This window comes from Mycobacterium sp. DL99, from assembly GCF_004762045.1.
Lineage (GTDB): Bacteria > Actinomycetota > Actinomycetes > Mycobacteriales > Mycobacteriaceae > Mycobacterium.
Window position 1 is genome coordinate 4,137,445 of record NZ_SJOM01000007.1, and the last position, 26,419, is coordinate 4,163,863.

General features: G+C 66.4%; 29 protein-coding genes and 1 tRNA gene. 16 read left to right on the top strand and 14 right to left on the bottom strand.

Annotated elements, in window-relative coordinates; all coding sequences use genetic code 11:
- Positions 1-101: 101 nt before the first annotated feature.
- From EYZ64_RS20290 to EYZ64_RS20300, 3 genes are read left to right on the top strand one after another with little or no spacing between them, the layout of a single operon-like run.
- Positions 102-578: a MarR family winged helix-turn-helix transcriptional regulator gene (locus tag EYZ64_RS20290; RefSeq protein ID WP_135456106.1), complete on the top strand. Its 477-nt coding sequence runs from the start codon at positions 102-104 to the stop codon at positions 576-578.
- A gap of 18 nt (positions 579-596) precedes the next feature.
- Complete coding sequence (locus EYZ64_RS20295) at positions 597-1,808, top strand: MFS transporter (protein WP_135456108.1); 1,212 nt, start codon at positions 597-599, stop codon at positions 1,806-1,808.
- Positions 1,809-1,862: 54 nt separating this feature from the next.
- Positions 1,863-2,540, top strand: coding sequence for a YoaK family protein (locus tag EYZ64_RS20300; RefSeq protein WP_286175073.1), 678 nt, complete (start codon positions 1,863-1,865; stop codon positions 2,538-2,540).
- Positions 2,541-2,692: 152 nt separating this feature from the next.
- Here the strand turns inward: EYZ64_RS20300 and EYZ64_RS20305 are convergent, their stop codons facing one another.
- The 3 genes from EYZ64_RS20305 to EYZ64_RS20315 are packed head-to-tail and all read right to left on the bottom strand — an operon-like array spanning position 2,693 to position 5,004.
- Positions 2,693-3,163 (bottom strand): hypothetical protein, encoded by a 471-nt coding sequence (locus EYZ64_RS20305; protein WP_135456112.1) that lies wholly within the window; start codon positions 3,161-3,163, stop codon positions 2,693-2,695.
- Positions 3,164-3,208: 45 nt separating this feature from the next.
- Positions 3,209-4,270 (bottom strand): esterase-like activity of phytase family protein, encoded by a 1,062-nt coding sequence (locus EYZ64_RS20310; protein ID WP_135456114.1) that lies wholly within the window; start codon positions 4,268-4,270, stop codon positions 3,209-3,211.
- Complete coding sequence (locus EYZ64_RS20315) at positions 4,270-5,004, bottom strand: VIT1/CCC1 transporter family protein (RefSeq protein WP_135456116.1); 735 nt, start codon at positions 5,002-5,004, stop codon at positions 4,270-4,272. The genes EYZ64_RS20310 and EYZ64_RS20315 overlap by 1 nt, the downstream gene beginning before the upstream one ends.
- Positions 5,005-5,112: 108 nt before the next feature.
- Here EYZ64_RS20315 and EYZ64_RS20320 point away from each other — a divergent pair, with 108 nt between their 5' ends.
- The gene (locus EYZ64_RS20320) at positions 5,113-7,035 is read left to right on the top strand and encodes an acyl-CoA dehydrogenase family protein (RefSeq protein ID WP_135456118.1); all 1,923 of its coding nucleotides are present in this window, start codon (positions 5,113-5,115) and stop codon (positions 7,033-7,035) included.
- Positions 7,036-7,041: 6 nt separating this feature from the next.
- Here EYZ64_RS20320 and EYZ64_RS20325 read toward each other — a convergent pair whose 3' ends face one another.
- Positions 7,042-7,533, bottom strand: a complete 492-nt coding sequence (locus EYZ64_RS20325) for an LppP/LprE family lipoprotein (protein ID WP_135456120.1) — start codon at positions 7,531-7,533, stop codon at positions 7,042-7,044.
- Between the two features lie 135 nt (positions 7,534-7,668).
- Here EYZ64_RS20325 and EYZ64_RS20330 point away from each other — a divergent pair, with 135 nt between their 5' ends.
- Complete coding sequence (locus EYZ64_RS20330; RefSeq protein ID WP_135456123.1) at positions 7,669-7,983, top strand: hypothetical protein; 315 nt, start codon at positions 7,669-7,671, stop codon at positions 7,981-7,983.
- A 23-nt stretch (positions 7,984-8,006) separates the two neighbouring features.
- Here the strand turns inward: EYZ64_RS20330 and EYZ64_RS20335 are convergent.
- A tRNA-Asn gene (locus EYZ64_RS20335) sits at positions 8,007-8,079 on the bottom strand.
- Between the two features lie 140 nt (positions 8,080-8,219).
- Here EYZ64_RS20335 and EYZ64_RS20340 point away from each other — a divergent pair.
- Positions 8,220-8,483 carry a hypothetical protein gene (locus EYZ64_RS20340; protein WP_135456124.1) on the top strand — a complete coding sequence of 88 codons (264 nt, stop codon included), beginning with the start codon at positions 8,220-8,222 and terminating at the stop codon, positions 8,481-8,483.
- 2 nt (positions 8,484-8,485) lie between these two features.
- Here EYZ64_RS20340 and EYZ64_RS20345 read toward each other — a convergent pair whose 3' ends face one another.
- Together EYZ64_RS20345 and dnaG are read right to left on the bottom strand one after the other, a co-directional pair.
- Positions 8,486-8,779 carry a DUF7155 family protein gene (locus tag EYZ64_RS20345; RefSeq protein WP_135456126.1) on the bottom strand — a complete coding sequence of 98 codons (294 nt, stop codon included), beginning with the start codon at positions 8,777-8,779 and terminating at the stop codon, positions 8,486-8,488.
- 61 nt (positions 8,780-8,840) lie between these two features.
- Positions 8,841-10,751, bottom strand: coding sequence for a DNA primase (gene dnaG, locus EYZ64_RS20350; RefSeq protein WP_135456127.1), 1,911 nt, complete (start codon positions 10,749-10,751; stop codon positions 8,841-8,843).
- A 60-nt stretch (positions 10,752-10,811) separates the two neighbouring features.
- On the opposite strand from dnaG, the gene EYZ64_RS20355 reads away from it, so the two are divergent.
- Positions 10,812-11,921, top strand: a complete 1,110-nt coding sequence (locus EYZ64_RS20355; RefSeq protein WP_167857896.1) for a sensor domain-containing protein — start codon at positions 10,812-10,814, stop codon at positions 11,919-11,921.
- A 34-nt stretch (positions 11,922-11,955) separates the two neighbouring features.
- On the top strand, positions 11,956-12,924 hold the full coding sequence (locus tag EYZ64_RS20360; protein ID WP_135456131.1) for a sensor domain-containing protein: 969 nt from the start codon (positions 11,956-11,958) through the stop codon (positions 12,922-12,924).
- A 13-nt stretch (positions 12,925-12,937) separates the two neighbouring features.
- Here EYZ64_RS20360 and EYZ64_RS20365 read toward each other — a convergent pair whose 3' ends face one another.
- Positions 12,938-14,212, bottom strand: coding sequence for a deoxyguanosinetriphosphate triphosphohydrolase (locus EYZ64_RS20365; protein WP_135456133.1), 1,275 nt, complete (start codon positions 14,210-14,212; stop codon positions 12,938-12,940).
- A gap of 59 nt (positions 14,213-14,271) precedes the next feature.
- On the opposite strand from EYZ64_RS20365, the gene EYZ64_RS20370 reads away from it, so the two are divergent.
- A complete protein-coding gene (locus EYZ64_RS20370; protein ID WP_135456135.1) occupies positions 14,272-16,290 on the top strand; it encodes a TPM domain-containing protein in 2,019 nt (672 codons plus the stop codon).
- Between the two features lie 42 nt (positions 16,291-16,332).
- Here the strand turns inward: EYZ64_RS20370 and EYZ64_RS20375 are convergent, their stop codons facing one another.
- A complete protein-coding gene (locus EYZ64_RS20375) occupies positions 16,333-16,785 on the bottom strand; it encodes a winged helix-turn-helix transcriptional regulator (protein WP_135456137.1) in 453 nt (150 codons plus the stop codon).
- 115 nt (positions 16,786-16,900) lie between these two features.
- On the opposite strand from EYZ64_RS20375, the gene EYZ64_RS20380 reads away from it, so the two are divergent.
- A complete protein-coding gene (locus EYZ64_RS20380; RefSeq protein ID WP_135456139.1) occupies positions 16,901-17,584 on the top strand; it encodes an SDR family oxidoreductase in 684 nt (227 codons plus the stop codon).
- 7 nt (positions 17,585-17,591) lie between these two features.
- Positions 17,592-18,113 carry a DUF302 domain-containing protein gene (locus EYZ64_RS20385; protein WP_210115542.1) on the top strand — a complete coding sequence of 174 codons (522 nt, stop codon included), beginning with the start codon at positions 17,592-17,594 and terminating at the stop codon, positions 18,111-18,113.
- Between the two features lie 51 nt (positions 18,114-18,164).
- On the opposite strand, the gene EYZ64_RS20390 is transcribed toward EYZ64_RS20385, so the two are convergent.
- On the bottom strand, positions 18,165-19,550 hold the full coding sequence (locus EYZ64_RS20390) for a glycine--tRNA ligase (RefSeq protein WP_135456141.1): 1,386 nt from the start codon (positions 19,548-19,550) through the stop codon (positions 18,165-18,167).
- 97 nt (positions 19,551-19,647) lie between these two features.
- Here EYZ64_RS20390 and EYZ64_RS20395 point away from each other — a divergent pair, with 97 nt between their 5' ends.
- Together EYZ64_RS20395 and EYZ64_RS20400 are read left to right on the top strand one after the other, a co-directional pair.
- Positions 19,648-20,016, top strand: a complete 369-nt coding sequence (locus EYZ64_RS20395) for an ArsR/SmtB family transcription factor (RefSeq protein ID WP_135456143.1) — start codon at positions 19,648-19,650, stop codon at positions 20,014-20,016.
- Positions 20,013-20,411, top strand: a complete 399-nt coding sequence (locus EYZ64_RS20400) for a Fur family transcriptional regulator (RefSeq protein WP_135456145.1) — start codon at positions 20,013-20,015, stop codon at positions 20,409-20,411. The genes EYZ64_RS20395 and EYZ64_RS20400 overlap by 4 nt, the downstream gene beginning before the upstream one ends.
- 75 nt (positions 20,412-20,486) lie before the next feature.
- Here the strand turns inward: EYZ64_RS20400 and EYZ64_RS20405 are convergent, their stop codons facing one another.
- Genes EYZ64_RS20405 through recO form a run of 4 tightly spaced genes read right to left on the bottom strand, consistent with a single transcriptional unit; the run spans position 20,487 to position 23,013 of the window.
- Entirely contained in the window at positions 20,487-20,885 is a 399-nt protein-coding gene (locus EYZ64_RS20405; protein WP_167857897.1) for an NUDIX hydrolase, read from the bottom strand.
- A complete protein-coding gene (locus tag EYZ64_RS20410) occupies positions 20,882-21,328 on the bottom strand; it encodes a hypothetical protein (RefSeq protein WP_135456147.1) in 447 nt (148 codons plus the stop codon). Before EYZ64_RS20410 ends, EYZ64_RS20405 begins: the two co-directional genes overlap by 4 nt.
- 1 nt (position 21,329) lies before the next feature.
- On the bottom strand, positions 21,330-22,223 hold the full coding sequence (locus EYZ64_RS20415) for a decaprenyl diphosphate synthase (RefSeq protein ID WP_135456149.1): 894 nt from the start codon (positions 22,221-22,223) through the stop codon (positions 21,330-21,332).
- Complete coding sequence (gene recO, locus EYZ64_RS20420) at positions 22,159-23,013, bottom strand: DNA repair protein RecO (RefSeq protein ID WP_135456151.1); 855 nt, start codon at positions 23,011-23,013, stop codon at positions 22,159-22,161. The genes EYZ64_RS20415 and recO overlap by 65 nt, the downstream gene beginning before the upstream one ends.
- Before the next feature lie 63 nt (positions 23,014-23,076).
- Between recO and EYZ64_RS20425 the strand changes: the two genes are divergently transcribed.
- From EYZ64_RS20425 to EYZ64_RS20435, 3 genes are all read left to right on the top strand, one after another.
- Entirely contained in the window at positions 23,077-24,564 is a 1,488-nt protein-coding gene (locus tag EYZ64_RS20425; protein WP_135456153.1) for an amidase, read from the top strand.
- 296 nt (positions 24,565-24,860) lie between these two features.
- Positions 24,861-26,084: an EspA/EspE family type VII secretion system effector gene (locus tag EYZ64_RS20430; RefSeq protein WP_135456155.1), complete on the top strand. Its 1,224-nt coding sequence runs from the start codon at positions 24,861-24,863 to the stop codon at positions 26,082-26,084.
- Between the two features lie 18 nt (positions 26,085-26,102).
- Entirely contained in the window at positions 26,103-26,417 is a 315-nt protein-coding gene (locus EYZ64_RS20435; protein ID WP_135456157.1) for an ESX-1 secretion-associated protein, read from the top strand.
- The last annotated feature ends 2 nt before the right edge of the window (positions 26,418-26,419 follow it).

A 26,419-nucleotide genomic window follows, 5' to 3' on the forward strand; every position in this document is an offset into this window, starting at 1 on the left:
TCGATTCTGCCAGCCGCGATCGCGGGTGTCGGGTGCCCGTCATGTGAGCGCGGGCACGCCCGCCGACTAGACTACATAGTAAATCTATGTAATATGGGGGGATGTCGACCCCGACCGAGGATGCCACGGTATCCGACGACACCGAACTCGGCGCTGACCTGTTGGCAGTCGTCGCCCGGTTGAACCGGCTGGCCACCCAGCGCACCCGGCTACCACTGCCCTGGGCTCAGGCCCGGCTGCTGTCCACCATCGAAGATCAAGGCGAGGCACGAATCTCCGACCTCGCCTATCTCGATCACTGCTCCCAGCCGACCATGACCACCCAGGTTCGCCGTCTGGAAGACGCCGGCCTGGTGTCACGCACCACCGATCCCGGCGATGCCCGCGCGGTTTTGATCCGCATCACCGAGCAGGGCCGGCAGACCCTGGAGCAGGCCAGGGCCGATCGCGCCGCCGTGATCAACCCGCGGCTCGAACGCCTGACCGCCGAGGAGCGCAAGACGTTGGCAGCTTCCGTCGACATCGTTCGACGGTTGCTCACCGACGTCGACGAGCATCCACTGCCGCTCAAAAACTAGATAGGAGTTACCGCCCTGATGTGGCGCCAACCCAAGGCCGTATGGGCCGTCGCTTTTGCCTCCGTCGTCGCCTTCATGGGCATCGGACTGGTCGATCCCATCCTCAAACCGATCGCCGACAACCTCGACGCCTCGCCGTCCCAGGTGTCGTTGCTGTTCACCAGCTACATGGCGGTGATGGGCGTGGCGATGCTGATCACCGGCGTGGTGGCCAGCCGCATCGGCCCCAAGCGCACCCTGCTCCTCGGCCTGGTGATCATCATCGCCGGGGCCGGCCTGGCCGGGATGAGCGACACCGTGATGGAGATCGTGGGCTGGCGCGCACTCTGGGGCCTGGGCAACGCCCTGTTCATCGCCACGGCGCTGGCCACCATCGTCAACTCCGCGAAAGGCTCTGTGGCACAAGCCATCATCCTCTATGAGGCAGCGCTGGGCCTGGGCATCGCGGTCGGCCCGCTGGTCGGCGGCGTACTCGGCTCGATCTCCTGGCGCGGCCCGTTCTTCGGCGTCTCGGCGCTGATGGCCTTCGCCCTGGTGATCACCGCCTTCCTGCTCCCGGCCACGCCACGCGCCGAACGCGCCACCACACTTGCCGATCCGTTCCGGGCGTTGCGCCACCGCGGACTGCTCGGCGTCTCGATCACCGCACTGTTCTACAACTTCGGGTTCTTCACCCTGCTGGCCTTCACCCCGTTCCCGCTGGACATGACCGCCCATCAGATCGGGCTGATCTTCTTCGGCTGGGGTCTGGCGTTGGCGTTCACCTCCGTGGTGGTTGCCCCACGGCTGCAGCACCGTTTCGGCACGGTGCGGGTACTCATCCTCAACCTGCTCGCCTTCACCGCCGTGCTGGCCGTGATGGCGGTGTGGACGGATTCCAAGGCAGTCCTGGCATCGGGTGTGGTGATCGCCGGCCTGTTCATCGGCATCAACAACACGCTGATCACCGAAACCGTGATGAAGGCGGCCCCGGTGGAGCGTGGTGTCGCCTCGGCGGCCTACAGCTTCCTGCGCTTCGGCGGTGCCGCCGTGGCGCCCTGGCTGGCCGGAGTGCTCGGCGAGAAGGTCAGTGTGCACCTGCCGTACTGGGTGGGCGCGGTCGCCGTGCTGGCCGGTGCCGGTGTGCTGACCCTGACCCGTCCGCACCTCGTCGGGATCGATGTCGAAGAGGACGAACTCGACGAGATGACCGACGAGGCGACTGCGGTCACGGTCGGCTCCGACAGCTGACGCCGGCGGCGAATCCCACCCCGAGCGTCGGCAACGCTCCCCACAATGGGTGACATGTCGCAACAGTTCGACGGCGAGGCCCGGTTGTCATGGGTTCTGGCCGGCCTGGCCGGACTACTGGGGGCAGCGGCGTTCACCCATTCGGCGGGGTACTTCGTCACCTTCATGACGGGCAATACCGAGCGGGCCTTCCTCGGGCTGTTCCAGGACGAGACGTGGCTGGCGATCGGCGCCGCACTACTGTTGGCATCCTTTGTCGGCGGTGTGGTGATCGCATCGCTGTGCCGCCGCCATCTCTGGGTCAATCACCCGCATGGCGCCACCGTGCTGACGACGCTGGCGCTGGTGGTGTCCACTGTGGTCGACATCCTCGAACGCGGCTGGACGGCCCGCGATGTTCCGTACGTCCCAATCCTGTTCGTGGCCTTCGGCATCGGCGCATTGAACACGTCGTTCGTGAAGGACGGTGAGGTGTCGATCCCGCTCAGCTATGTGACCGGGACGCTGGTGAAAATGGGACAGGGCATCGAACGCCACATCAGCGGAGGCCGGCTGAGTGATTGGCTGGGATATTTCCTGCTCTGGGCCGGATTCGCCGGCGGCGCCGTCGTCGGTGGGCTCATCAGCGTCGTGGTCAGCGGATCCCAGATGCTGCTCGTGGCCACCCTCGTGTGTGGGATCACCGCGGGGTACACGTACTTCTACTTCGATCGCCACGCGTTGTTGAAATAGCGGCCGAGCGCCGAGATTGACGTGAGGGTCATGATCCGGCGAGATTCACGACCCTCACGTCAATCTCGATGCGCCACACACGATCAGACTCCGCGTGTGTAACGCCATGGCGGAAAAACCGGCCCGAAACCGCCATGGCGCTACCCACGCGATCAGGTGTGCCGATGAGTCCAACGAACAGGGTGTCCGAGCGCCGCGCCGACCAGCGCCAGCTTGTCTTCGCCCATCGCGTACACCGGGTCTCGCGCCGCGACCGACCAGGACGCGAAGCCCTGGGGCGCGTCGTACACCAGATCGTTCAATGAAGTCCGAGTGCCACAACACGGCGTCGTCACATCCAGCGGCCAGAACCCCATGGCATCCGTCCACGCACGGTTCAACTGGGCAACCCACCACTCCATGTTCTTCGGGTTCTCGCCCACCAAAGTCCCGCATGCCGGGCAACCGATGGTTTCAAGGCACTCACCGGCGTCCTCCAACACCACCCGGCCGGGCCGGTTCACCTTGATCTCGATATCGCTTCCCATGAGCACCTCGAACACGGCACGCGCGGCGTCCTCGCGATCCAGGCTGGGAACCCATCGCGGATCGGTCGGAAACACGGCATACCATTCGACGCTCACGAAGCAATCTTCCCGCACACCCGAGGCGGGCCAGACCGCGAATTCTCACATCGCGAACAACAGGAACTGCGTCACCTGCGTGGGCGAGAAGTTGTCGTCGCTGACCGCGATCACCGATTGCCGACCGTCGGCAAGCTTGGGCCCCAACGTGATTCCCTCGATGTTGTCCAGCGGCGTCAGGCCTGGCGTGGTGGTCAGATCCGCCAGCAGCGTCTTGGTCATCTCGGTGGAGCCCTCGACGATGCCGGCCCGGTAGATCCGCAGCGCCACGTGCGTCCCGAATCCACGCTCGATCACCAGAAAGCTGCTGTCGTCGAGCGCCACCAGATCCGACAATCCGTTGTCTCCGCCCGGCCCGGCGGTGACCGGGTCCAGCGGATAGGTGTACTGGCCGCTGACCGCCCCGGATTCCGCGTCGAAGCGGACGACCCGCGTCACCGCACCGTGCTGCTCATCCGGTGGCGGACCGTCGTCATAGCCGGGCCCCTCCATGGCCGCCCACAGATACCGTCCGTCCGGTGTCAGGGTCAGCCCTTCCAGCGTGCTGTTACGCCGCGGGCCGTGTTCGCCGGCCGACATCCGCAACCCGTCGGGCAACGCGAATTCGCCGAGAAAGCTACCGTCGAGGGCGGCGGTCCGCACCCACGGGTCCAGCAGGATCGGCGCACCCGGCCCCTCGACCCGCCGCTCCCCCTCGCTGGTCCAGTACAACCGTTGTCGGCGGGCATCGAAGGCGATGGCCTCGGGGTCGGGCGGCACCACGGGCGGCTGCACGTTGCTGTTCAACGGGCCGAACGGCTGTGCGTCGCGGTCCAGCCACGGATGGGTGGCGACGAACTCGACGTCACCGATACCGTTTTCCGACAACGTGATCCGCGCAGTGTAGAAGCGCGCCGGGCCCTTCGCGGAACGGTCGTCGCTGATGATGTAGTACAGGTCGTCGGCCGCGTCATAGCTGATCCCTGACAGTCCACCGATCACCGTGCCGTCCAGCACGGCGCCGGAAGCCACCTGACGCTGACCGAGGTAGTCGAGGCCGGGCGTGGCCTGGGCCGGCCCGCACGCCGACAACACCAGGGCGCCGGCCAGCAGGATTGGACGCAGCATCAGGTGATGACGGCACCGACCAGGATGCCGACGGCGTAGGTGGCCGCGATCGCAACCGCCCCGAACACCAATTGCCGCAGCCCCGCGATGGCCACCGGTTTACGGGTGAACTTCGCCGCCACGCCACCGGCGATCAACAGACCCACCCCACCGCAGGCCAGACCGGCCCACAACGATTCGAAGCCGAGCAGATACGGGATGAGCGGGACGATCGCACCGATCGCGAACAACACGAAGGACGAGCCGCCTGCCACCCACGGCGACGGCTTCTCCGTCGGGTGCACGCCCAATTCCTGCACGAGGTGAAAGTTCAAGGCCCGATTCTGGTCGCGATGGATTTCCTCACTGGCCTTCGTCGCCGTCTCGGCCGTCATCCCCATCTCCTGGAGCATGGCCACCAGTTCCGCCTGCTCTGCCTCGGGATTCTTGCGGAACGACCGCTGCTCAACCTTGACCTCGGAATCGACCTGCTCGTTGGACGTCGTCACCGAGGTGTATTCACCCAGTGCCATCGAGAAAGCACCCGCCAACAGCCCTGCTACACCGCTGAGCACCACAGTCTGGGCCGACGCGCTGGCCCCGACACCGGCGATCAACGCGGTATTGCTGACCAGACCGTCCATCGCGCCGAAGGTCGCCGCGCGCAGCCACCCACCGGTGACATCGGCATGCCGGTGATAGCTCACATGCGGCAACCCGGTGGGAGACAGTGACTTACCGACCGAATCCGGCATGGCGTCAGTCTTTCGCGCCGAGGTCGAGCTTGTCCAGGAAGGCTTGCCTTCCCAACAGATACCGGGTCAACCGTCCTATTACCGCCGCCGCACGCGTTACCGTCGGATATGACCTCCACTGCCGAGCATCTGCGAAACACGCTGGACGGCCGTTGGCGCGACGTCAAGAACGCCATGCGGACCACGTTGTCGGACGAGATCTTCCGGCCGCACTACACCCCCAACACTGCGATCGCCCGGGCCAAGGTGACCGAGCAGCTCAAGATCATGGCGGCGGCCGGCGCAGCCGAGGACGGCTTCCGTAAAGAACACGGCGGCAACGGCGACGTGGGCGCGGCCATCACGCGCATCGAGATGCTGGCCATGAGCGACCTGTCGCTCATGGTGAAGGCCGGGGTCCAATGGGGCCTGTTCGGCGGCGCCATCGAGAATCTGGGCACCGAGCGCCACCACAAGGCTTACGTGCGCCGGCTCATCGACCTGGACCTGCTGGGCTGTTTCGCGATGACCGAGACCGGTCACGGCAGCGATGTGCAGGCACTGGAGACCACCGCCACCTACGATCCGACGACCGAGGAATTCGTCATTCACTCCCCCACCCCCACCGCGCGCAAGGACTACATCGGCGGGGCCGCCGAAACCGCCCGGGTGTCAACTGTTTTCGCACAATTGATCACCCCGGACGGTGAAGGGCACGGCGTGCACTGCTTCGTGGTGCCCATCCGTGACGACGAGGGCAATGACCTGCCCGGTGTGACGACCTCGGACTGCCACTACAAGGGCGGCCTGCCCGGCGTCGACAACGGACGCATCGTGTTCGACCGTGTGCGCGTCCCACGGGAGAACCTGCTCAACCGCTATGCCGACGTCGCCCCCGACGGCACCTACAGCTCACCGATCGAGAATCCTGGCCGGCGATTCTTCACCATGCTGGGCACCCTGATCCGGGGCCGGGTCACCGTCGCCGGCAGCGCCTCGGCCGCGGCCCGGGTGGCACTGGACATCGCCACCCGATATGCGTTGGAACGCAGGCAGTTCGAAGCCCCGAAGAGCAACCAGGAAGTCCTCATCATGGACTACCTGGTGCATCAGCGCCGGCTGCTTCCGTTGATCGCCAAGTCCTACGCGCTGCAGTTCGCCCAGAACGAACTGGTGGCCAAGTGCCATGAGTTGCAGACCTCCGACGATCCCGATGCCGAGGAGCAGCGCGAACTGGAGGCCCGCGCGGCCGGACTGAAAGCCGCCAACACCTGGCATGCCAGCCGCGCCATCCAGGAAGCGCGCGAAGCCTGCGGCGGCGCAGGCTATCTCGCGGAGAACCGGTTGATCGCCCTGCGCGCCGACACCGACGTGTTCACCACTTTCGAGGGCGACAACCATGTGCTCACCCAACTGGTGGCCAAAGAGCTGCTCACCGCCTACGCCGACGACATCAAGGGCATGAGCCCGGTCGAATGGGTCCGGTTCGCGGCCAACTACGCCGGTGAGCGGGTGCTGAAACGCACTGCCGCCGAGACCATCATCCAAACCGTCCTGGACACCCGCCAGGACAACGAGGAGGAGGGCAGCCTGTTCAACCGCGGTACCCAGGTCAAAATGTTCGAGGACCGCGAGGAATACATGCTGGCCTCGGTGGCCCGGCGACTGCAGGGCAAGGCCAAGGAGATGTCGGCCTTCGACGCGTTCAACGCCGTCCAGGACCACGTGCTGCATGCCGCGCAGGCGCACATCGACCGCGTCATCCTAGAAGCGTTCGTCGCCGGCATCGACGCCTGCGAGGACGACACCGCACGCGAACTCCTCGACGATGTCTGCGATCTGTACGCACTGTCGGCGATCGAGCAGGACAAGGCCTGGTTCATCGAGCACCGTTTCCTGTCCACCGAACGTGCCAAGGCCGTGACGCGCGGGATCAACGAACGGTGTCGCTCACTGCGCCCGCATGTCGAAACCCTCGTCGACGGGTTCGGCATCCCCGAGCAGTTGCGCTACGCGGCGATGCTCGACCCCGCCGAGCTGGTCAACGGCTGAGGCGTCTCAGGGCTTCGGAATCGGGTCGACGGCAACCAGTTTGCCGTCGTCCCCGATCCGGAACCGCACGGTGGCGATTCCGGTGGGCGAGGTGGGTGAGTCGTGGCCCTGCTGCCACTGGTAGTTCACCACCACACTGTCATCGGCGTTGGTGACCACGTTGATGTAGGGCCGCGGCTCCGGGGTGGCCGGGCCGATGGGCGTCTGCCGGTCGAAGAACAACAGCTGGCCGACGCTGTTTGGCTCGGGGTTGGACTGGCCCACCTGCACCCAGTACAGGCGGCAGTTGGTGGTGTGCCCGGTGCCGATCTGGGTCCATTCCTTGCCCGCCGCGGGTGCCGGAAGTTTCGCGATCTGATCCGCGACCGTGTCAGCGCTGGGACCGTCTGACGGTGCGCAGGTATCGGGTTTCGGCGGCGGTGCGGACGACGGACTCCAGCCGCAACCAACCGCTAAGAGACCGACGAAGGCGACGATGGCGACAAGCCGTGGGTGCACCCCCCAAGGGTAGCCAATCAGACCGGCTCAGCGAGTGGGCTGACGGCGGCGCGTCGATAGGCCACACTGTTTGCGATCTCACTCGTGATCGTCGAAGTACCACCGCTCACAACCACTGACCCCAAGGAGACACTGATGGCATGGTTCCTCGCCATGGAAGGCCCCGCCAACAAGGCCGTGCTGTACCAACTGCAGGAATCAGTCAACGTCCAACAGATAGCCGAGGAGATGTCCAGCGCCGCCACCCTCGATCGCGCGGTGCCCGTCCCTGCCGTGCTGGCGAACAACCGGCAACAGGTGACGGTGTACGTGCGGCCGGCGGCCTGGGGCGTGTGGACGTTCTATCAACTGTCCGAAGAGGAGCGGAAAGCTCTCGCGTCGGCGGCCAATCCACTTGTGGAGGCGCTTACCCAGGCGGCCCGTCAGGCTCAGACCCGGCCCCAGTCGTAAGGCTGGGGTTCTTCGAGAACTTGCTCCCCCGATTGGACTCGAACCAATAACCGCCCGATTAACAGTCGGGAGCTCTGCCAATTGAGCTACAGGGGACTACCTTCCGCGGAAGCCGCGGCCGAGCGTTGACTCTAGCGCATGGACCGCCGCCGCCGCCAATGCGCTCCCAGACGGGCGCGTCGGGGCGTCGGTGAGGCAGGATGGAGCACACAAAGTTGTCGTCTGGGAGGAACGCTGTGATCCGCTACGCCGCCGTTATCGCCGTCGGCTACGTGCTGGGCGCCAAGGCCGGGCGACGCCGCTATGAGCAGATCGCCAGTACCTATCGCGCGGTGACCGCCAATCCGGCCACCAAAGCGGTTCTGGACGCCGGCCGGCGCAAGGTCGCCAAACGGGTGTCGCCGGATCCGCAGTTCCTCACGCTGACCCCCATAGACGCAGAAACGTCGGTGTTCTCCACGAAGGAGAGCACCGACGGTTCAGCGAAATCTCGCTGGTAGAGCTAGCCGATCCCCCGGTTGATCGACGTGCCCGGCAGCAGCGGGCCGGTCACCACGCCGTTTTGCCCGGCGCCGACCCACGGCGTGCCGATGTTGGCAGGCGTTCCGTTCGAGTAGGACAGGCACTTGCCGTCCTCCTTGTTCCCGAACCAGGCCAGGCAGGCCGGCTGGGCCGAGACCTCGGGGCCGGGAGTGGACGTTGCGAGGAACGCCGGGGCAGCCGCGGCCGCCCCTGCGACCAGCGCAAATGCGCCGACCGCGGCGTATCGCCGCGTCTTGGAGCTGAACAGTGTCACCGGGTTTGCCTCTTTCGCGTGTAGGGGCCCGACTGCCGTCACCCTATCGCGATGCGGGCAATCACGCAGTCAGGTCGTCGCCGCTGGCCTGTTCGAGCAGGCTGCGCCGGTAGGACTCCATGGCCACCAGGTCACCGAACAGGGCGTGATATTCGTCTCCCTGTTCCACCGGCGACATGCGTTGCAGCTTGGACTTCACCTCGGCGATCTGCCGGCCCACCCAGACTTCCTGGAGGCGGGCCAGCACGCTGCTGATATATCGCGGCAGGTGCTCGTCGTCCTCGACGTTGATGGCCTCGACGCCCAGTTCGTTGACCAGGCTGGCCGCCGCCGGCGACGTGGTCTGCTCGCGGACGGCCTCGATCCACTGGGCCCCGGATTTGCCCGACGCCATGCCGCCGGCCGCCTCGATCGCCCCACGCACCGCGGCGTACGCGGGGTGGGTGAAGCTCTCGACGGTCAACGAATCGAACACCGGCCCGGCGATCGCCGGATACTGCAGCGCGGCTTTGAGCGCCTCGCGCTGCGGCCACAGTGTCGGATCGCTCGGGTCGGGGCGGCCGACGGGTGCCGGTACCGGGATCTGCCCGGGTCTCGCCTGTTGCCGCGCGGGCTGACGCCGCGAATCCTTGCGGCCCCCGCTGGCTTCCTCCCGCACCCGGCCGATCACCTGGGCGACGTTGTCCCAGCCGACCCAGCCGGCCAGCTGACGGGCGTACTCGTCGCGCAGCGTCTGATCCTTGATCCGGGCCGCGATCGGCACGCAGCGCCGCAGCGCGGCCACCCGGCCCTCGGCACTGTCGAGGTCATGCTCGGTCAGTGCGCTGCGAATCACGAACTCGAACAACGGAGTTCGCCGCGCCACCAGATCGCGCACCGCGCCGTCGCCGGAGCGCAGCCGAAGATCGCACGGATCCATCCCGTCGGGAGCCACCGCCACGAACGACTGACCGGACAGGTTCTGCTCGCCCTCGAACGCTTTCACCGCGGCAGCCTGGCCGGCGGCGTCACCGTCGAACACGTAGATCAACTCGCCGCGGAAGAAGTTGTCGTCCATCATCAGCCGGCGCAGCATCGACAGGTGCTGCTCGCCGAACGCGGTGCCGCACGACGCCACCGCGGTCGTCACCCCGGCCATGTGCATGGCCATCACGTCGGTGTAGCCCTCGACCACGACGGCCTGATGCCCCTTGGCGATGTCGCGCTTGGCACGGTCAAGCCCGAACAACACCTGCGACTTCTTGTAGAGCACGGTCTCGGGGGTGTTGACGTACTTCGCCTGGTTCTGGTCGTCGTCGAACAACCGGCGCGCGCCGAAGCCGATGGTCTCGCCCGAGGACACGCGGATCGGCCACAGCAGACGACGATGGAACCGGTCCATCGGCCCGCGCTTGCCCTCCCGGCTCAGTCCGGCCGCCTCCAGCTCCTTGAACTCGAAACCCTTGCGTAGCAAGTGCTTTGTCAACGTGTCCCACCCCGACGGCGCGAACCCACACCCGAACTGGGCAGCCGCGGCGGCGTCGAAGTTGCGCTCGGTCAGGTACTTGCGCGCCTCGGCGGCTTCGTCTGAGGTCAGCGCCTCGGCATAGAACTCCTGGGCCGCGGCGTTGGCGGCCAGCAACCGGCTTCGGCTGCCCCGGTCGCGCTGGACATTGGTGGTCGACGAGCCGGTATAGGTGACGGTGTAGCCGACCCGGTCGGCCAGTAACTCGACCGCCTCGACGAAGCTCACGTGCTCGATCTTCTGGACGAAGGCGTACACATCGCCGCCCTCGCCACAGCCGAAGCAGTGGAAGTGACCATGGTTCGGCCGCACGTGGAACGACGGAGACTTCTCGTCGTGGAACGGGCACAGGCCCTTCATCGAGTCGGCGCCGGCCCGCCTCAGCTGGACGTAGTCGCCGACGACATCTTCGATTCGGACTTTTTCACGGATGGCCGCGATATCGCGATCTGAAATCCGGCCGGCCACCGGCCTAGTCTATGCGTGCGTGAAAGTCGCGCTGCACAGGTTTGCCTGAGGGAGGCGTCGGTGAGCTTTGGGGGATATGGCGGACCGTCGTCGGATCCATTCGGCGGGCAGCCGTTCGGTGGGCAGCCGTCAGGTGGGTGGGCGGGGCCCCAGTCGGGGCCACCTAACTATCAGGTCCCGCCGCCACGGTCGGAGGAGACCAACCCGCTGTCGACGCTGTCGATCGTCTTCGCGTTCGTCTTCGCTCCCGCCGGGGCCGTGCTCGGCCATATTGCGCTTTCACAGATCAAGCGTCTTCATCAGAAGGGCCGCGACCGCGCAATCATCGGGCTGGTCCTGTCGTACTTCATGATCCTGATGCTTGTGATCGGACTGGTGGTGTGGGCCGCGCTGCCCTCGGACAAGCCGATGCCGGCGATCGCCAACCCGCCGACCACCTCATCGTCGAGCAGCGCTCCCACCACGGGAGCCACGACCACCACCACTTCGCCACCCACGACTGCGAAACCCAACGTCGTGGCGATGCCGATCACCGGCGCCAACTTCACCGACGTCCTGCTCAACGGCGGCGCCCTGACCGCACTGCTCAATCAGAAGTTCGAGGCAGCCGCCAAGGATCGCCAGGTCGGATCGCTCGACACGATGCCCAATGGTTTGGCCAACGAATCCGCAGCCTCACCTCACGAATGCGTCGGTGCCACCAGGGTGGCCCAACGCAGCGTCTTCCAAGGCACCGGCGTCCAACATTTTGGCTCGGAGAACTGGTGGACCGCCGCTTCCGGACCGGTGATGAAGGTGGAAGAAGCTGTCGTCGTGTACGCCTCCCCCACCGAGGCGCAAGCAGCGTTCACCGCATTCACCAACCAGTGGCAAGCATGCGAGGGCCGCACCATGACGGTGCTGGCCGGTCAGGCCTCCGACGGCAGCAACTACATCACGACCGCCAACAACGTGCGGGTCACCGATTCGGTTCTCTCCGCCGCACTGGCGTCCGACCGTTCCAGCGGCGGATGGGCCCGTGCCAGCGCACACGCGCTCGGGGTCAAGGGAAACTGCCTCGTCGACGTCGAGGTGGGTTTCTACGGCGTCGCTCCGGGGCAGGACCCGGTGTCGGGTATGAACAACTCAGGAATCGACGTCGCCAAGGCCATGATGGCCCGCATCGCCTGACCGCCGGCCGCGGCTGCCCCAGTAGGATCACGCGATGAGTTACGGGGGATTCGGCGGTCCACACGATCCGTTCGGACAACAGCCAATGGCTGTGCCGCCGGTCATTTCGGCGCCCACGCCACCTCCGCCGCAATCCGAGACCAACACACTCGCGACTCTGTCGATCGTGTTCGCCTTCATCTTTGCCCCGGCCGGTGCGGTGCTGGGTCATCTGGCGCTGTCCGAGATCAAGAAGCGTCCGCAGAATGGCCGGAGCCAGGCCATCGTCGGTCTCACGTTGTCGTACGTCATCATCCTCGTCGCCGTCGTGGCACTCGTCGTGTGGCTGACCGTTCCCTCGTCGGGCTCGCCGTCACGGGCCGCGCTGCCGGCCGGACCGACCGACCAGCAGTCCGTCCAGCAGTTCCTGCTGACCAAACCCGAGGTCGACCGGGCGATGCAATCGGACTATCAGCTGATGAGCGCCCTGACGGACAGCAATGGTGGTCTGCGCCGGGCCAACGTCACCTCGGACGCACCGGAGTGCGCCGGCGTGCCCTTTGCCGCACAAAAATCGAGCTACGAATCCGCACAGGAGAAGGCTTTCGCCGGCTCGGTGTGGCGGTGGGGACCCAAGATGGGCCCCGCGATGTTCGTGATTCAGAACGTCATCGCGTTGCCCGATGTCGCGTCGGCTCAAACGTTGTTCGATGAGTTCTCCGAAATCTGGAAGCGCTGCGAGGGCAAGACAGTGAACGAGTCGGTGTCCGACCCGAAGCTGAACTCGACCCGCACCATCAACGAGGTGCGGGCCACCCCGGAGACACTGGTGGCGTTCATCGACAACGAAAACAATCTCGATCACACGGTCGACAGCTACAAGCGCGTGACACGTGCGATCGGTCTGCACCGCAACTATCTCGTCGACCTCGAAATCCGCGGCTGGCGCGACAAGGAAACTGAACAGACGGTTGACGACCGCACGACGGCCGTGTTGGACGCGAGCATCGACAAGATCGGCTGATCCAGCCGTCCGCTCAGCCCAACGGCCGGGGCGAGCGCGCCTCGTGCACGCGTTCCAACCGGCTCTCGGTGTAGGACGCAATCTGATCGACCACCACGCGCAGCCGGGCACCATCGTCGGCCGCGAGGTCGAACTCGGGAGCGAACTGCGGGTCGAGACTCCCCGGGGCCTGTGCCCACAGCGCCAGGGCGACTTCGTGGACGAGGGTGCGTTGATCGGCCTGGATCTGCAGATGCCGGTGATCGGACATGATGAACTGCAGCGCAAGCATCTTCAGCAGCACCACCTCGGCACGCACCAGCGGCGGCACCGAAAGCTCGGCGTCGAACCGCCGCAGCGGCCCGGCGCCGGCGACTGCCCGGGTCTGGCTGATCGCCGCATTGGCAAAGCGCCCCACGAGTTCACTGGTCAGGGTCTTCAACGCGACCGAGGAGGCCAGGGTTCCGTCGTAGCGCCCTACCGCGGCCACCACCGGTACCTGCGACAACCGCTCGGCGGCGGCCAACAGATCATCGTGAGTGACGCTGGGAAAGGACCTGGCGCCCAGATCCGCCAGCGAGGCGGCAGCATCGTGATCGCCGAGCACCCGCAGGTCGATGCGCCCGGAGATCACCCCGTCCTCGACGTCGTGCACCGAATAGGCGACGTCGTCGGCCCAGTCCATCACCTGGGCCTCCAGGCACGGCCGTTCGGCAGGCGCACCGGCTCGCACCCAGGCCGCAGCCTCGGCGTCGTCGTCGTAGAAGCCGTACTTCTTCCGGGTGCCGAAGCTGGGCCACGGATACTTGGCCACCGCGTCCAGCGCGGCCCTGGTCAGGTTGAGCCCAGCCGAACGCCCATCGGCATCAAGAACTTTGGGCTCCAGCCGGGTGAGGATCCGGAAATTCTGGGCATTGCCCTCGAAGCCGCCGAACGGTTTAGCGATCTCGTCGAGGGCCCGCTCGCCGTTGTGCCCGTACGGCGGATGCCCGATGTCGTGGGCCAGCCCGGCCAGATCCACCAGGTCGGGATCGCAGCCGAGGCCGATCGCCATGCCGCGCCCGATCTGAGCCACCTCGAGTGAATGGGTGAGCCGAGTGCGTGGGGTGTCCCCATGCCGCGGGCCGACCACCTGGGTCTTGTCGGCGAGCCGCCGCAGCGCGGCGCTGTGCAACACGCGAGCCCGATCGCGAGCGAAGTCGGTTCGATGCTCGGTGTCGGTTCCGGGCAGCACAGCACCCTTGGGCGCCTCGACCACCAGACGTTGCCGGTCGAAGTCGTCATACCAGGACTGCGTATCCGCGTTCACCGACGCACAGTCTGCCAGGAAGCAACGCGGCAACCCCGCAGCGCATTAGATTGACGGTCATGCGTATCGCCCGTCTGCTGTCCATGCTGCTCGCGATCCTGATGACCGGACTCCTGGTCGCCCCCGGCGCCGCCGCCGAGCCGCCTCTGCGGCTGGCAACCCAACTCACCGACAACGCCGGGGTGTTGTCGGCCGCCCAGCGCGGCAACGTGCAGCGCGCGATCGACCGGCTCTACGACGACCGCCACATCAAGCTATGGGTGGTCTTCGTCGACGATTTCGCCCGGCAGAACCCGGTCGGCTGGGCGCAGAACACCATGCAGCTGAGCGATTTCGGTGACGACGACGCGCTACTGGCGGTCGCCACGGTGGACCGGGCGTTCGCGTTCCAGGTGCCCGACACCATCACGACTTCGGCACGCGCCGACGACATCCGGCGTAACAGCGTCACCCCGGCCCTGCGCCGAGACGACTGGGCGGGGGCAGCGATCGCCGCGGCCAACGGGCTGAACTCCGAACCCGAATCCCCCGCCACACCCGGCGTGTCGTGGCCCGGCATGCTGATCGCCCTCGGCGTGGTGTTGGTGCTGGCCGGGTTGCTGTGGTGGTGGTCGCGCCGCCGCCGGGCCAAGCGACGCCACGCCGAGTTCGAGGCCGCCAAGCGGGTCGATCCGACCGACGCCAACGCGTTGGCCGCGGTGCCGCTGGAGGCGCTCGACGAGCTGTCCCGCTCGATCGTGGTCGACGTCGACAATGCGGTCCGCACCAGTGAGGCCGAGCTCGAACTGGCCGTCGAGGAATTCGGCGCCAATCGAACCGAACCGTTCAGCGCGGCCCTGGAAAATGCGAAAAAGGCTCTGGCCCAAGCCTTCAACGTGCGCCAGACCCTCGACGACGATGCACCCGAGACACCCCTGCAACAGCGTCAGCTGTTGACGCAGGTGGTGGTGTCGGCAGCCAGGGCGGACCGCGAGCTGGACACCCAGAGCCAGGCCTTCGAGCAGCTGCGGGATCTGGTGATCAACGCCCCGGCCCGACTCGACACCATGACCCAGCAGATGGTCGATCTCACCGCCCGCATCGACCCGGCCCGCCAGACCTTGGACAACCTGCACACCCAGTTCGACGCGACCGCCCTGAGTTCGGTGGCGGCCAACGTGGACACTGCCAAGGAGCGGCTGGCGTTCGCCGATCGCAGCATCACCACAGCCCGCAGCCTGGTGTCTCGGCCGGCCACCGATCAGACCGCACTGGTGGACGCGGTGCGGTCGGCCGAGTCCGCGCTCGATCAGACCCGCACCCTGCTCGACGCCGTGGACAGCGCGTCCTCCGACATCAACCGGGCCCTGGCCGGCCTGCCCGCGGCGATCGCCGACATCACCAATGGCATCAGTCAAGCCACCGCTCTGCTCAACGAAGCGTCGACGCCTCAACAGGACGCCCTCACCAAAGCCCGTGACGCCGCCGCCAAGGCGGCCGACGAAGCCCGCTCGGCGGGCGACGCCGATCCGCTGGGCACATTCACCCGGTTGACCAAGGCCGATGCCGACCTGGATCAGTTACTGGCCAGCGTGCATGCACAGCAGGAGGCCACCGAGCGGCTCGCCCGGGCTCTCGAGCAGGCGCTGTTCACCGCCCAGTCGCGGATCAAGGCGGTGTCGGACTTCATCGAAACCCGGCGCGGCAGTATCGGTCCGGAGGCCCGCACCCGACTGGCCGAGGCGCAGCGGCAGCTTGAGGCCGCCGAAGCCAAGCGGGCCGAGAATCCGAATGAGGCGGTGGCGCACGCGAACGGGGCCTCGACGCTGGCCGCGCAGGCGCAGGGCCTCGCCAACGATGACGTCCGCGCCGCGCAGCGGTCCTATACCTCGCAGTACGGCGGAGGTGGCGGGTCCGATATGGGTGCGGTGCTCGGCGGCATCCTCATCGGCAATGTCCTGCGCGGCGGCGGTGGCGGTTTCGGCGGCGGCTTCGGTGGAGGGTACGGCGGGGGCCGCAGCATGGGCCGTCCGACGTCCTACGGCGGCTCGTCGCATTCGTCGGGCCGCAGCTACGGCGGCGGTGGCGGCCGCTTCTAGTTCGACCCTGCTCGGCAGGAAAGGCTCAGGCGGTAGCGCTCGCTAATCGACTCGGGTCTCGGTGAGAGTGACCTGCCCGGCCGGCACCGCGGTGCCGTCAGCGCGGCGGAATCCGATCCGGGTGAGTTCCCCGGTGCCCGTTTCGACGAACCGGTAACCGCTGCTGTGCGGCCGGGCGAGATGTTCGTGACCCCACTGGCCCATGGCCGCCAGAACGGGTACCAGGTCGTGTCCGGCATCGGTGAGAACATAGCGGCTACGGGTGCGATCGCCCGGCTCCCGGTAGTCGACGACATCGAGGATGCCGGCTGCCACCAATTCGGACAGCCGCGTGCTGAGCACGTCGGAAGCCACACCCAGATGTTCGCGGAACTCGGAGAACCGGGACCGGCCCAACAGCGCCTCGCGAATGATCAGGATGGACCACCGCTGCCCCAGCACCGACATCGTGCGGGCGATCGGGCAGGCGGCGTCGGACCACAGTTCTGCGCGCATCCTCACATCTTAGCTGGATTGGGAATGCAAACTCAGGATGCTGCGTTGGCAGACGTGACACCCGGAAGGCCATCGGAGTCGGCCGAGGTCACCGCTCGAATCAAAGGAGTTCGACATGGCAATAACGGGAACACCGGTCGCGGGTGCAACAGTCGTCGTGACCGGCGGCCAGCGGGGATTGGGCAAGTCGATCGTGGATGAACTTCTGGCGCGCGGGGCCGCCAAGGTGTACTCCACCAGCCGGCGTCCCGACACCGCAGCCGATTCTCGCGTGGTGGTCATTCAAGCCGACGTCACCAAACCCGACGAAGTCGCCCGACTGGCCGAGGTCGCCGCCGATGCCACCATCGTCGTCAACAACGCCGGCGTGCTCGGTGGCCGATCATTGGCGGCCGACGACCTCGACGAAATTCGGTCAGTACTGGAGACCAACTTCTTCGGCGCGCTACGGGTGACCAGAGCCTTCGCGCCGCGCTTGGCCGGGCGCAACAGCGCGATCGTCAACATCGCATCGGTGCTGTCGTGGCTCCCCGGCTACGGTGCCTACGGCGTCTCGAAAGCAGCCCTGTGGTCGGCGAACAACTCTCTGCGACTGGAACTTCGAGAGCAGGGCACTGATGTGATCGGCGTATATCTCGGCTACACCGATACCTCGATGACCGCCGATCTCGATGTCCCCAAGAACGATCCAGCCGACGTCGCCCGCCAGATCGTCGACGGGATCGTCTCCGGCACACCGGAAGTACTTGCCGACGAACTGACCCGCCAGGTGCACGCGCCCCTGTTCCAGGCCTCGTGACGCCACGATGACGCGGCACAGTGGCACCGTCAACCACCCCAACCGCCGGCTGCTGGTGGCGCTGCCCGACAGCTATGAGCAGGCCCGTGAGCGTTACGAAACCCTGGTGCCCGCCTACGATGGCGCAGCATTCGCGGCCGCTTCGAACTGGGACGAGGTACTCGCCATCGCCAAAGTCCAGGCCCCACATGGGTTTCTGCGCTATTTCGGCTTCGACATCGCCCCGAGCATGGCCGGGTCCGGATCCAACGGGCGGGCCACCCAGTATCTGATGGGCAATCACACGATCGCCGAACGCATGTTCCGCCACGATCCCGGTGTCATGTTGCACGCGCCGTTGCGCACGCTGCTCTACGCCGGCCCGGACGGCACCGTGCTCGCCGTCGACCAACCCAGCCTGCTGTTCACCAGCTACGGCAACCCGGCGATCACCGCGGTCGGCGCCGAACTCGATGCCCTACTGGCGACGCTGATCGGCCTGCTCGACGGTGATGTACCCGCACCACTGCTGGGAGAACCCCAACCGTGACGACCATCGCCGCCGCGGTCGACGCCCGCCCCTGAACGGCGCGCGGGAAAACTACGCGCCCTTGAGCCGCACGGCCAGGTAGTCCGACACCTTGTCCAGGGCGATGCGCTCCTGAGTCATGGCGTCGCGCTCGCGGATGGTGACCGCGTTGTCCTCCAGCGTGTCGAAATCGACTGTCACGCAATACGGCGTGCCGATCTCGTCCTGACGGCGGTAGCGCCGGCCGATGGCACCGGCGTCGTCGAACTCGACGTTCCAGTTCTTGCGCAGCTCGGCGGCCAGGTCGCGGGCCTTGGGTGACAGGTCGGCATTGCGCGACAGCGGCAACACCGCAGCCTTGACCGGGGCCAGGCGCGGGTCGAGCTTGAGCACGGTGCGCTTGTCCACACCGCCCTTGGCATTGGGCGCCTCGTCCTCGGTGTAGGAGTCGACCAGAAACGCCATGAGCGACCGGGTCAGGCCGGCTGCGGGCTCGATCACGTACGGCACGTAGCGGGTGTCGGCACCCTGATCGTAGAAGGACAGATCGACACCGGAATGCTCTGCGTGCGTGGACAAGTCGAAGTTGGTCCGGTTGGCGATGCCTTCCAGCTCACCCCACGGGTTGCCGGCGAAACCGAACTTGTACTCGATATCGACCGTGCCATCGGAGTAGTGCGACAGCTTCTCCTTGGGATGGTCGTACAGACGCAGGTTGTCCCGGTTGATGCCGAGGTCGACGTACCACTGCAGCCGGGTCTCGATCCAGTACTTGTGCCACTCGCCCGCGGTGGAGGGCTCGACGAAGAACTCCATCTCCATCTGCTCGAACTCGCGGGTACGGAAGATGAAGTTGCCCGGCGTGATCTCGTTGCGGAAGCTCTTGCCGATCTGGCCGATGCCGAACGGCGGCTTCTTACGCGAAGTGGTCACCACGTTGGCGAAGTTGACGAAGATGCCCTGCGCGGTCTCCGGGCGCAGGTAGTGCATGCCTTCCTCCGACTCGATCGGGCCGAGGTAGGTCTTGAGCATCATGTTGAAATCACGCGGCTCGGTCCACTGACCCTTGGTGCCGCAGTCGGGGCAGACGATCTCGTCCATCGACACCGAATCCGGGTCATCCAGACCCTTCTTCAGGGCGTAAGCCTCCTGCATGTGGTCCTGTCGATGCCGCTTGTGGCAGTTCAGGCACTCCACCAGCGGATCATTGAAGACGTCGACGTGACCGGAGGCCACCCACACCTGGCGGGGCAGGATGATCGCACTGTCCAGGCCGACGACGTCGTCGCGGCCGGTGACCATGGACTTCCACCACTGCCGCTTGATGTTCTCCTTGAGCTCGACACCGAGCGGCCCGTAATCCCATGCGGACTTGGTGCCGCCGTAGATCTCACCGGACTGGTAGACCAGGCCACGGCGTTTCGCCAGGTTCGCAACGGTATCGATGATGGATGCCACGGTGCATCAGCGTAGCGACCAGCCCGCCGCCAGCGATAATCCGCCGTGGTCACCGGGCCGGTTGACATGCAATATCGCGCATGTATTGTGACCCGTAATGGAAACGATTTCCAATATCAATGCGAATCAACACGGCGACGCGCACGAGCACAGCGCAACGCCGGCGTCGGAATTGCCGTCGCGGGAGGTCCTCGACACCGCAGGCGAACTGCTGCGGGCACTCGCCGCCCCGCTGCGGATCGCCATCGTCCTGCAGCTGCAACAGTCCCAACGGTGCGTGCACGAACTGGTCGACGCACTCGCCGTGCCGCAACCGCTGGTGAGCCAGCACCTGCGGATACTCAAGCAGGCCGGGGTGGTGGCCAGCGAGCGCGCGGGGCGTGAGGTGCTCTACCACCTCGTCGACCATCATCTGGCCCACATCGTCGCCGATGCTGTCGCGCACGCCAGTGAGGAACCGCGGTGACGGGCGCAGTCCGGTCCACCCGGCAGCGTGCAGCGATCGCCGACCTGCTCAACGAAACCGAAGGGTTCCGCTCAGCGCAGGAGCTGCACGACGAGCTGCGCCGGCGAGGTCAGGGCATCGGGCTGACCACGGTGTACCGCACCCTGCAGGCCATGGCCGCCACCGGCAGCGTCGATACGTTGCGCACCGACACCGGTGAATCGGTCTACCGGCGCTGCTCGGAGGACCATCACCACCATCTGGTGTGCCGGGCCTGCGGCGCGACCGTCGAGATCTCGGGCGGCCACGTCGAGGCATGGGCCGCCGATGTGGCCCGCGAGCACGGTTTTTCCGACGTCAGCCACACGATCGAGATCTTCGGGATGTGTCGCGGCTGCGGCGACGGAGTCAACTGACTTGATTTCCGCGTATGAAGCGTGGTGGCGGTCCCAGTGCCGGTTTTCCGCCATAGCGCTTCACACGTGGGGACGCTAAGCCCGATCGCGTGCCAGGGTCAGCACGGGGTCGCGGGTCAACGGGGCAAGCTCGATGTCACCGGGCGTGCGCAGGTCGATCCACGTCATCTCGGCGATCTCGGCCTGCGGCCGCGGTTCACCGTCGAGGCTGATCAGGTAGAGCCACGCATCGACGGTGTGGCCGGGTTCATTGGCGGCGGGTGCGGTGAAGTGGCCGAGTTCTTCGGCCGCCGAAACATCAAAACCGACCCCGAGCTCCTCACGAACCTCCCGGGACAGCGCCTCGATCGGCTGCTCCCCCGGCTCGATCTTGCCGCCCGGCTGCATGAACGCCGTCGTGCCCCGCTTGCGGACCACGAGTAGCCGGTTGTCCTCACCGAGCACCATTGCCGCGACGATGCGAATGACCGTCACGACATCAGGTCCCGACGCACGTCGGCGCCGGTGGCCAGAACCATGAGGATCAGCGTGCGCAGCGCGTCGTCGGTGAGACCGGCCGCCGGGAAGTTGTAGCGCAGCATCACGTCGGCGACCTTCTTGGCCGGCCGCTTACGCGTAGCGCCCTTGGGCGTCGCACCGTTGGTGGGCGTCTCGACCAACTTCTCCACCAACACCACCGTGCCCAGCATGGTCTTGCTGGCATGCTCGGACACCCGTTCGCGAATCTTGTTGTTCAGCGGGAGATCCCAGGCCAACGGCTGGGTCAGCGAGACCATTTCCAGGTCCTCGGCGATGGCCACCACCCGCACCGAGGCGACCGAACCATCGACCGTCACGGTCAGCGCGTCGTCGTCTTCCTCGACGACGGTCATCACCTCGCCGAGCGCCGAGGACAACCGTTGCAGCAGGCTCGGCATGTCAGGCCCTACCGAATCGACGGTTACGGTTCACGTACTCCTCGCACGCCGCCCACAGGTCGCGCCGGTCGTAGTCGGGCCACAGCTTGTCCTGGAACACGAACTCGGCATACGCCGACTGCCACAGCAGGAAGTTGCTGGCCCGCTGCTCCCCCGAGGTCCGGATGAACAGATCGACGTCGGGGATGTCCGGGCGGTGCAGGTGTTTGGCGAAGGCAGCCTCACTGATCCGGCCCGGATTGATCTTGCCCTCGGCAGCTTCTTCGGCCAGTGCCTGCGCGGCCTCGACGATCTCGGTGCGCCCGCCGTAGTTGACGCAGTAGTTGACCGTGATGACGTCGTTGCCGACCGTCATCTGTTCTGCGATGTCGAACTCCTTGATGACGCTGCGCCACATCTTGGGCCGCGATCCGACCCAGCGCATGTTCACGCCCATGGCGTTCAGGTTCTCCCGGCGGCGGCGCACCACCTCCCGGTTGAAGCCCATCAGGAACCGGACCTCCTCGGCGCTGCGCTTCCAGTTCTCGGTGGAGAACGCGTAGACGCTCAAGTGCTTGATGCCCAGTTCGATGGCACCGCAGGTGATGTCGATCAGCACCGCCTCGCCCATCTTGTGGCCCTCGGTGCGGCCCAGGCCACGCTGGGTGGCCCACCGGCCGTTGCCGTCCATCACCACGGCGACGTGGTTGGGTACCTGATCGGCCGGGATCCGGGGCGCGACCGCCTTCGACGTGTGTTGGGGCGGACGCGCGAAGCGGCCGTTGGTGCCGGCCGGGATCTCCGGGAAGACGACGGGCCAGGACGACGTGTCCGGGAAGACCGGATAGTCCTCAGGCGCCGGGGGCAGCTGTGGGTAGGTGGTCTTGCCCTGCTGCTTGTCCCGCTTCAAAACCATGGGTCATATCCTGCCTGACCAGCGTCGCGCGCTGTTCAGCGACTGTCCGATCGATCCGGTACACCCGCTCGACCAGAGGCAATGTCCGCAGCTGACGCTCGAGGTGCCATTGCAGATGCGCCGCGATCAATCCGCTGGCCTGACTGCGATGCCCCGATGAGGAGGCCTCGGCATACTCCCAGTCGCCCTCGTGCAGCGCCGACATCAGCTCCAGCACGGGCTGCGGCGGAGTGCTGGATCCACTGGGCCGGCAGTGCACGCACACGCTGCCGCCGGCCGCGACGTGAAATGCCCGGTGCGGGCCCGGCGCGGCGCAGCGGGCGCACTCGGTCAGCGCCGGCGCCCAGCCGGCGATCGTCATCGCCCGCAACAGATAGGAATCCAGCACCAGTTCGCGGGCCCGGCGACCGTCGGCGATGGCCCGCAGCGCAGCCACCGTGAGCCGGTGCAGGTCGGGCATCGGTGCCCGTTCCTCCCCGGCCAGCCGCTCGGCGGTCTCCAACATCGCGCACGCACTTGTGTAGCGGCCGTAGTCACTGACGATGTCGGCGGCGAACGCGTCGATGGCCTGAACCTGGGTGACGATGTCGAGGTTGCGTCCCGGATGCAGCTGCACGTCGATGTGGGCAAACGGTTCCAGCCGCGCGCCGAACTTGCTGCGGGTACGCCGAACCCCCTTGGCTACCGCGCGCACCAAACCATGGTCGCGGGTGAGCAGGGTGACAATCCGGTCGGCCTCGCCGAGCTTGTGCTGGCGCAGCACCACCGCCCGGTCCCGGTACAGCCGCATCGTGACAGTGTCGCACCATGGCCGGACAGGTTCCGTTACGCACCGCCGATATCCTCGAAAGTGATGGCCAAATCCGCGACTTCCGACTCGACATCGCCTCCGTTCCCCACCCTGACCAACCAGCTCTACCAACTCGCCAGCGGCGCAGTCACTTCTGACGACCTGGTACGTCAGTCTCTGCATGCCATCACCGCGAGCCAGTCCACTCTCAACGCCTTCCGCGTGGTGCTCACCGAGCAAGCACTGGCCGACGCCGCGAAAGCCGACGCGGCTCGCGCAGCCGGCAAACTACTCCCACTCCTTGGGATCCCGATCGCGGTCAAGGATGACGTCGACATCGCCGGGGTGCCCACCCGGTTCGGAATCGACGGCGACGTTCGGGTCGCCCCAGCCGATGCCGAGGTGGTGCGCCGCCTGAAGGCGGCCGGCGCGGTGATCGTCGGGAAGACCAACAGCTGCGAGCTCGGGCAGTGGCCGTTCACGGGCGGTCCGGGCTTCGGGCACACCCGCAACCCGTGGTCACGCAAGCACAGCCCGGGCGGATCCTCGGGCGGCAGCGCCGCGGCCGTGGCTGCGGGCCTGGTGGCCGCGGCCATCGGATCCGACGGCGCGGGCAGCGTCCGCATTCCCGCGGCGTGGACACACCTGGTCGGCATCAAGCCGCAGCGTGGACGCATCTCCACCTGGCCGCTGCCCGAGGCGTTCAACGGCATCACCGTCAACGGGGTGCTGGCCCGCACCGTCACCGATGCGGCCCTCGTGCTCGACGCGGCATCCGGCAACGCCGAGGGCGATCTGCACAAGCCGGCGCCGATTCAGGCCGCCGAGCATGTCAGCCGCGCCCCCGGACCGTTGCGGGTGGCCATGTCGACCAAGTTCCCGTTCTCCGGTTTCCCGGCCACGCTGCACCCCGAGATCCGCGACGCGCTGCAGAACATCGCCGATCAACTCGGGCAGTTGGGCCACACCGTGGTCGCCAAAGACCCCAACTACAGCCTGCGGATGTCGTGGGACTTTCTGGCCCGCTCGACCGCGGGCCTACTGGACTGGGCCGACCGGCTGGGCGACGTGCCCTTCGACGAGCGCACGCTGACCAACATGCGAATCGGCAGGCTGTTGTCACAGCACGTGCTGCGCAAGGCCCGCGCACACGAGGCAGCAGCCCAGCGCCGCATGTCCTGGATTTTCAATCTCGTCGACGTCATCATCGCGCCGACGACGGCCCAACCGCCGCCGCTCACACACGAATTCGACCGCCGAGGGTGGTCTGCCACCGAACGCAGCTCGATCGCCGCCTGCCCGGTGACCTGGCCATGGAACCTGCTGGGCTGGCCGTCGATCAACGTGCCCGCGGGCTTCACCTCCGACGGGCTGCCGATCGGCATTCAGCTGATGGGGCCGGCCGACAGTGAGCCGCTGCTGATCTCGCTGGCGGCCGAGCTCGAGGCGATCACCGGCTGGGCCGCCAAGCAGCCCGAGATCTGGTGGAATGCCCCGTCGCAGACCGACGCATCACAGGCCGCCGCCGCGATCAACTCGCTTGACGGGTAGGGCGGTTAGAAGGCCATTACGTTGCGTATCGCCTCCACGTCACCGGCAAAATTGGTGCGATTGACCCAACGCGCTCGTTGTTAGGCTCAACTGCGCGGTGTGGGGCCACCGCGAACGAAATTCATTGAGCTGTCGGGAGGGTCGATCAGCGTGCACATCGATGCAGCTACGGGCGATACGCGGGGGCCCATGTGACGGGGTCAGCAGGATCAGAGGGCGATGCGAGCAGCAAGGGGCCCAGCAAATTCGGCGTCGCGGCAACCGCCTGGAGCACCTACAGCGATCTCAAAAAGCTGATGGAAGGCGACCCGATCGGAGCGGTCGGACTGTTGGGGGATGCCGGCAAGTGGGCGCAGTTACTCATTCCCGAAGCTATCGCCACGCCGGTGATCCAAGGCGGCTTGTACGTCCTGACGGGAGTCAGCAAAACCATGGGTGTCGGAAGCCCCGACACCGGTGGCTCCTTCAACGACGGCGCCAAACTGTTTCAGTCCAACGGGAAATCCCTCGAAGGCGCCTATCCCACCGAGTCGTGGTCCGGCTCTGCCTCTGGTGCCTACACGTCGCAGAACTCGCACCAGATCCAGCGTGCGTCAACGATGCTGGAAGCCGACAACGCCATCGTAAGGGTCTTGTCCACTCAGGCGGGACAGGTCGACCATGCCCGGACTCAAGTCGACTGGGCGGCAAAAGGTTTGGCCGCAATGATTCCGGTGGCAATGGCGCTGGAGGCCACGGTTTTTGGCGCCCCGGAGTCGATTGCCCTCCAGTTCGCCGCAGTGGCCACAGCGAGCGGGTTCGCCGGCGTCGCGGTCGGCAATCTGATGAGCTACGCGCAAGACAATGCGGCGCAAATACGAGAAGCCACGGAGAAGTACCGTCAGGCGGGAGCGGCGAACACGTCCGGGACGGGTTCGCCTGCCTCACCGGCTGACTCCGATAACCAGAATGGGTCCGACAAACCGGGCAATCCGACCGGACAGGACATCCCCGGCCCCCAGAGCGGACCCACGAGCAATGGAAATCCGGGGGGCCGATCCGGCGGTGGGTCGAGTGCCGGCAGCGGGTCCGGAACCGGCAGTGGGAGCGGGTCACCGACGACGCCGTCGATGCCCAGTACGACTGGCGCGCCTGCCGGTGTCAGTACGGCCGCAAGCACTGGTACGGGTTCGGGTGGCATGCCATCGCTTCCGCAGATGGGCGGTGGTTCCGGTGGCGGCGGAGCCAGCATGCTCGGCAGTTTCATGGGCGCCGCCGGACAGGTTGCGCAGGCCGTGACTCAGGCAGTGCAACAAGCCAATCAACAGGACCAGAACGGGGAGAAAGGCACCGGCACCGATGATGGTCGGCCCGGTGATGAGCCGGGCGCGGCTCCCGCCGCCCAGCCCGCTCAGGCCTCGGAACAGTCCGGCGCCACGGCAAATACCGAATCACATGCCGGGCGTGCGCCAATCGGTACTCCATTCAATACCGGCGCCGCGAGTCCGACCGCACCTCGGCATCTCACAACGAACCTCTAACCGCGAAAGAAGCAATTCATGTCCGACGAATTGAATGTTCTCACTTCGGATCTCCGAGACATGTCGACCACGCATGACGCGGCCGCCGCCGGATTCTCCGCAGCGGGCGATACGACGTCGTTCGTGGAATGGAAGGTGCTGGCAACGCACGGCCCGATCTGCTGGACGTCCCAACAGGCACTGTGCGAAGCGAACGAGGCGCGCAAGTCCGCTGCCGAAACGATGATGAATACGTCCAACGACCTGTCCCAGAAGCTGACCAGCGCGGCCTCACAGTATGACCAGACCGATGCGCAAGAATCCGGCAGCCTCGGCCGGACCATGCACTGCTGATC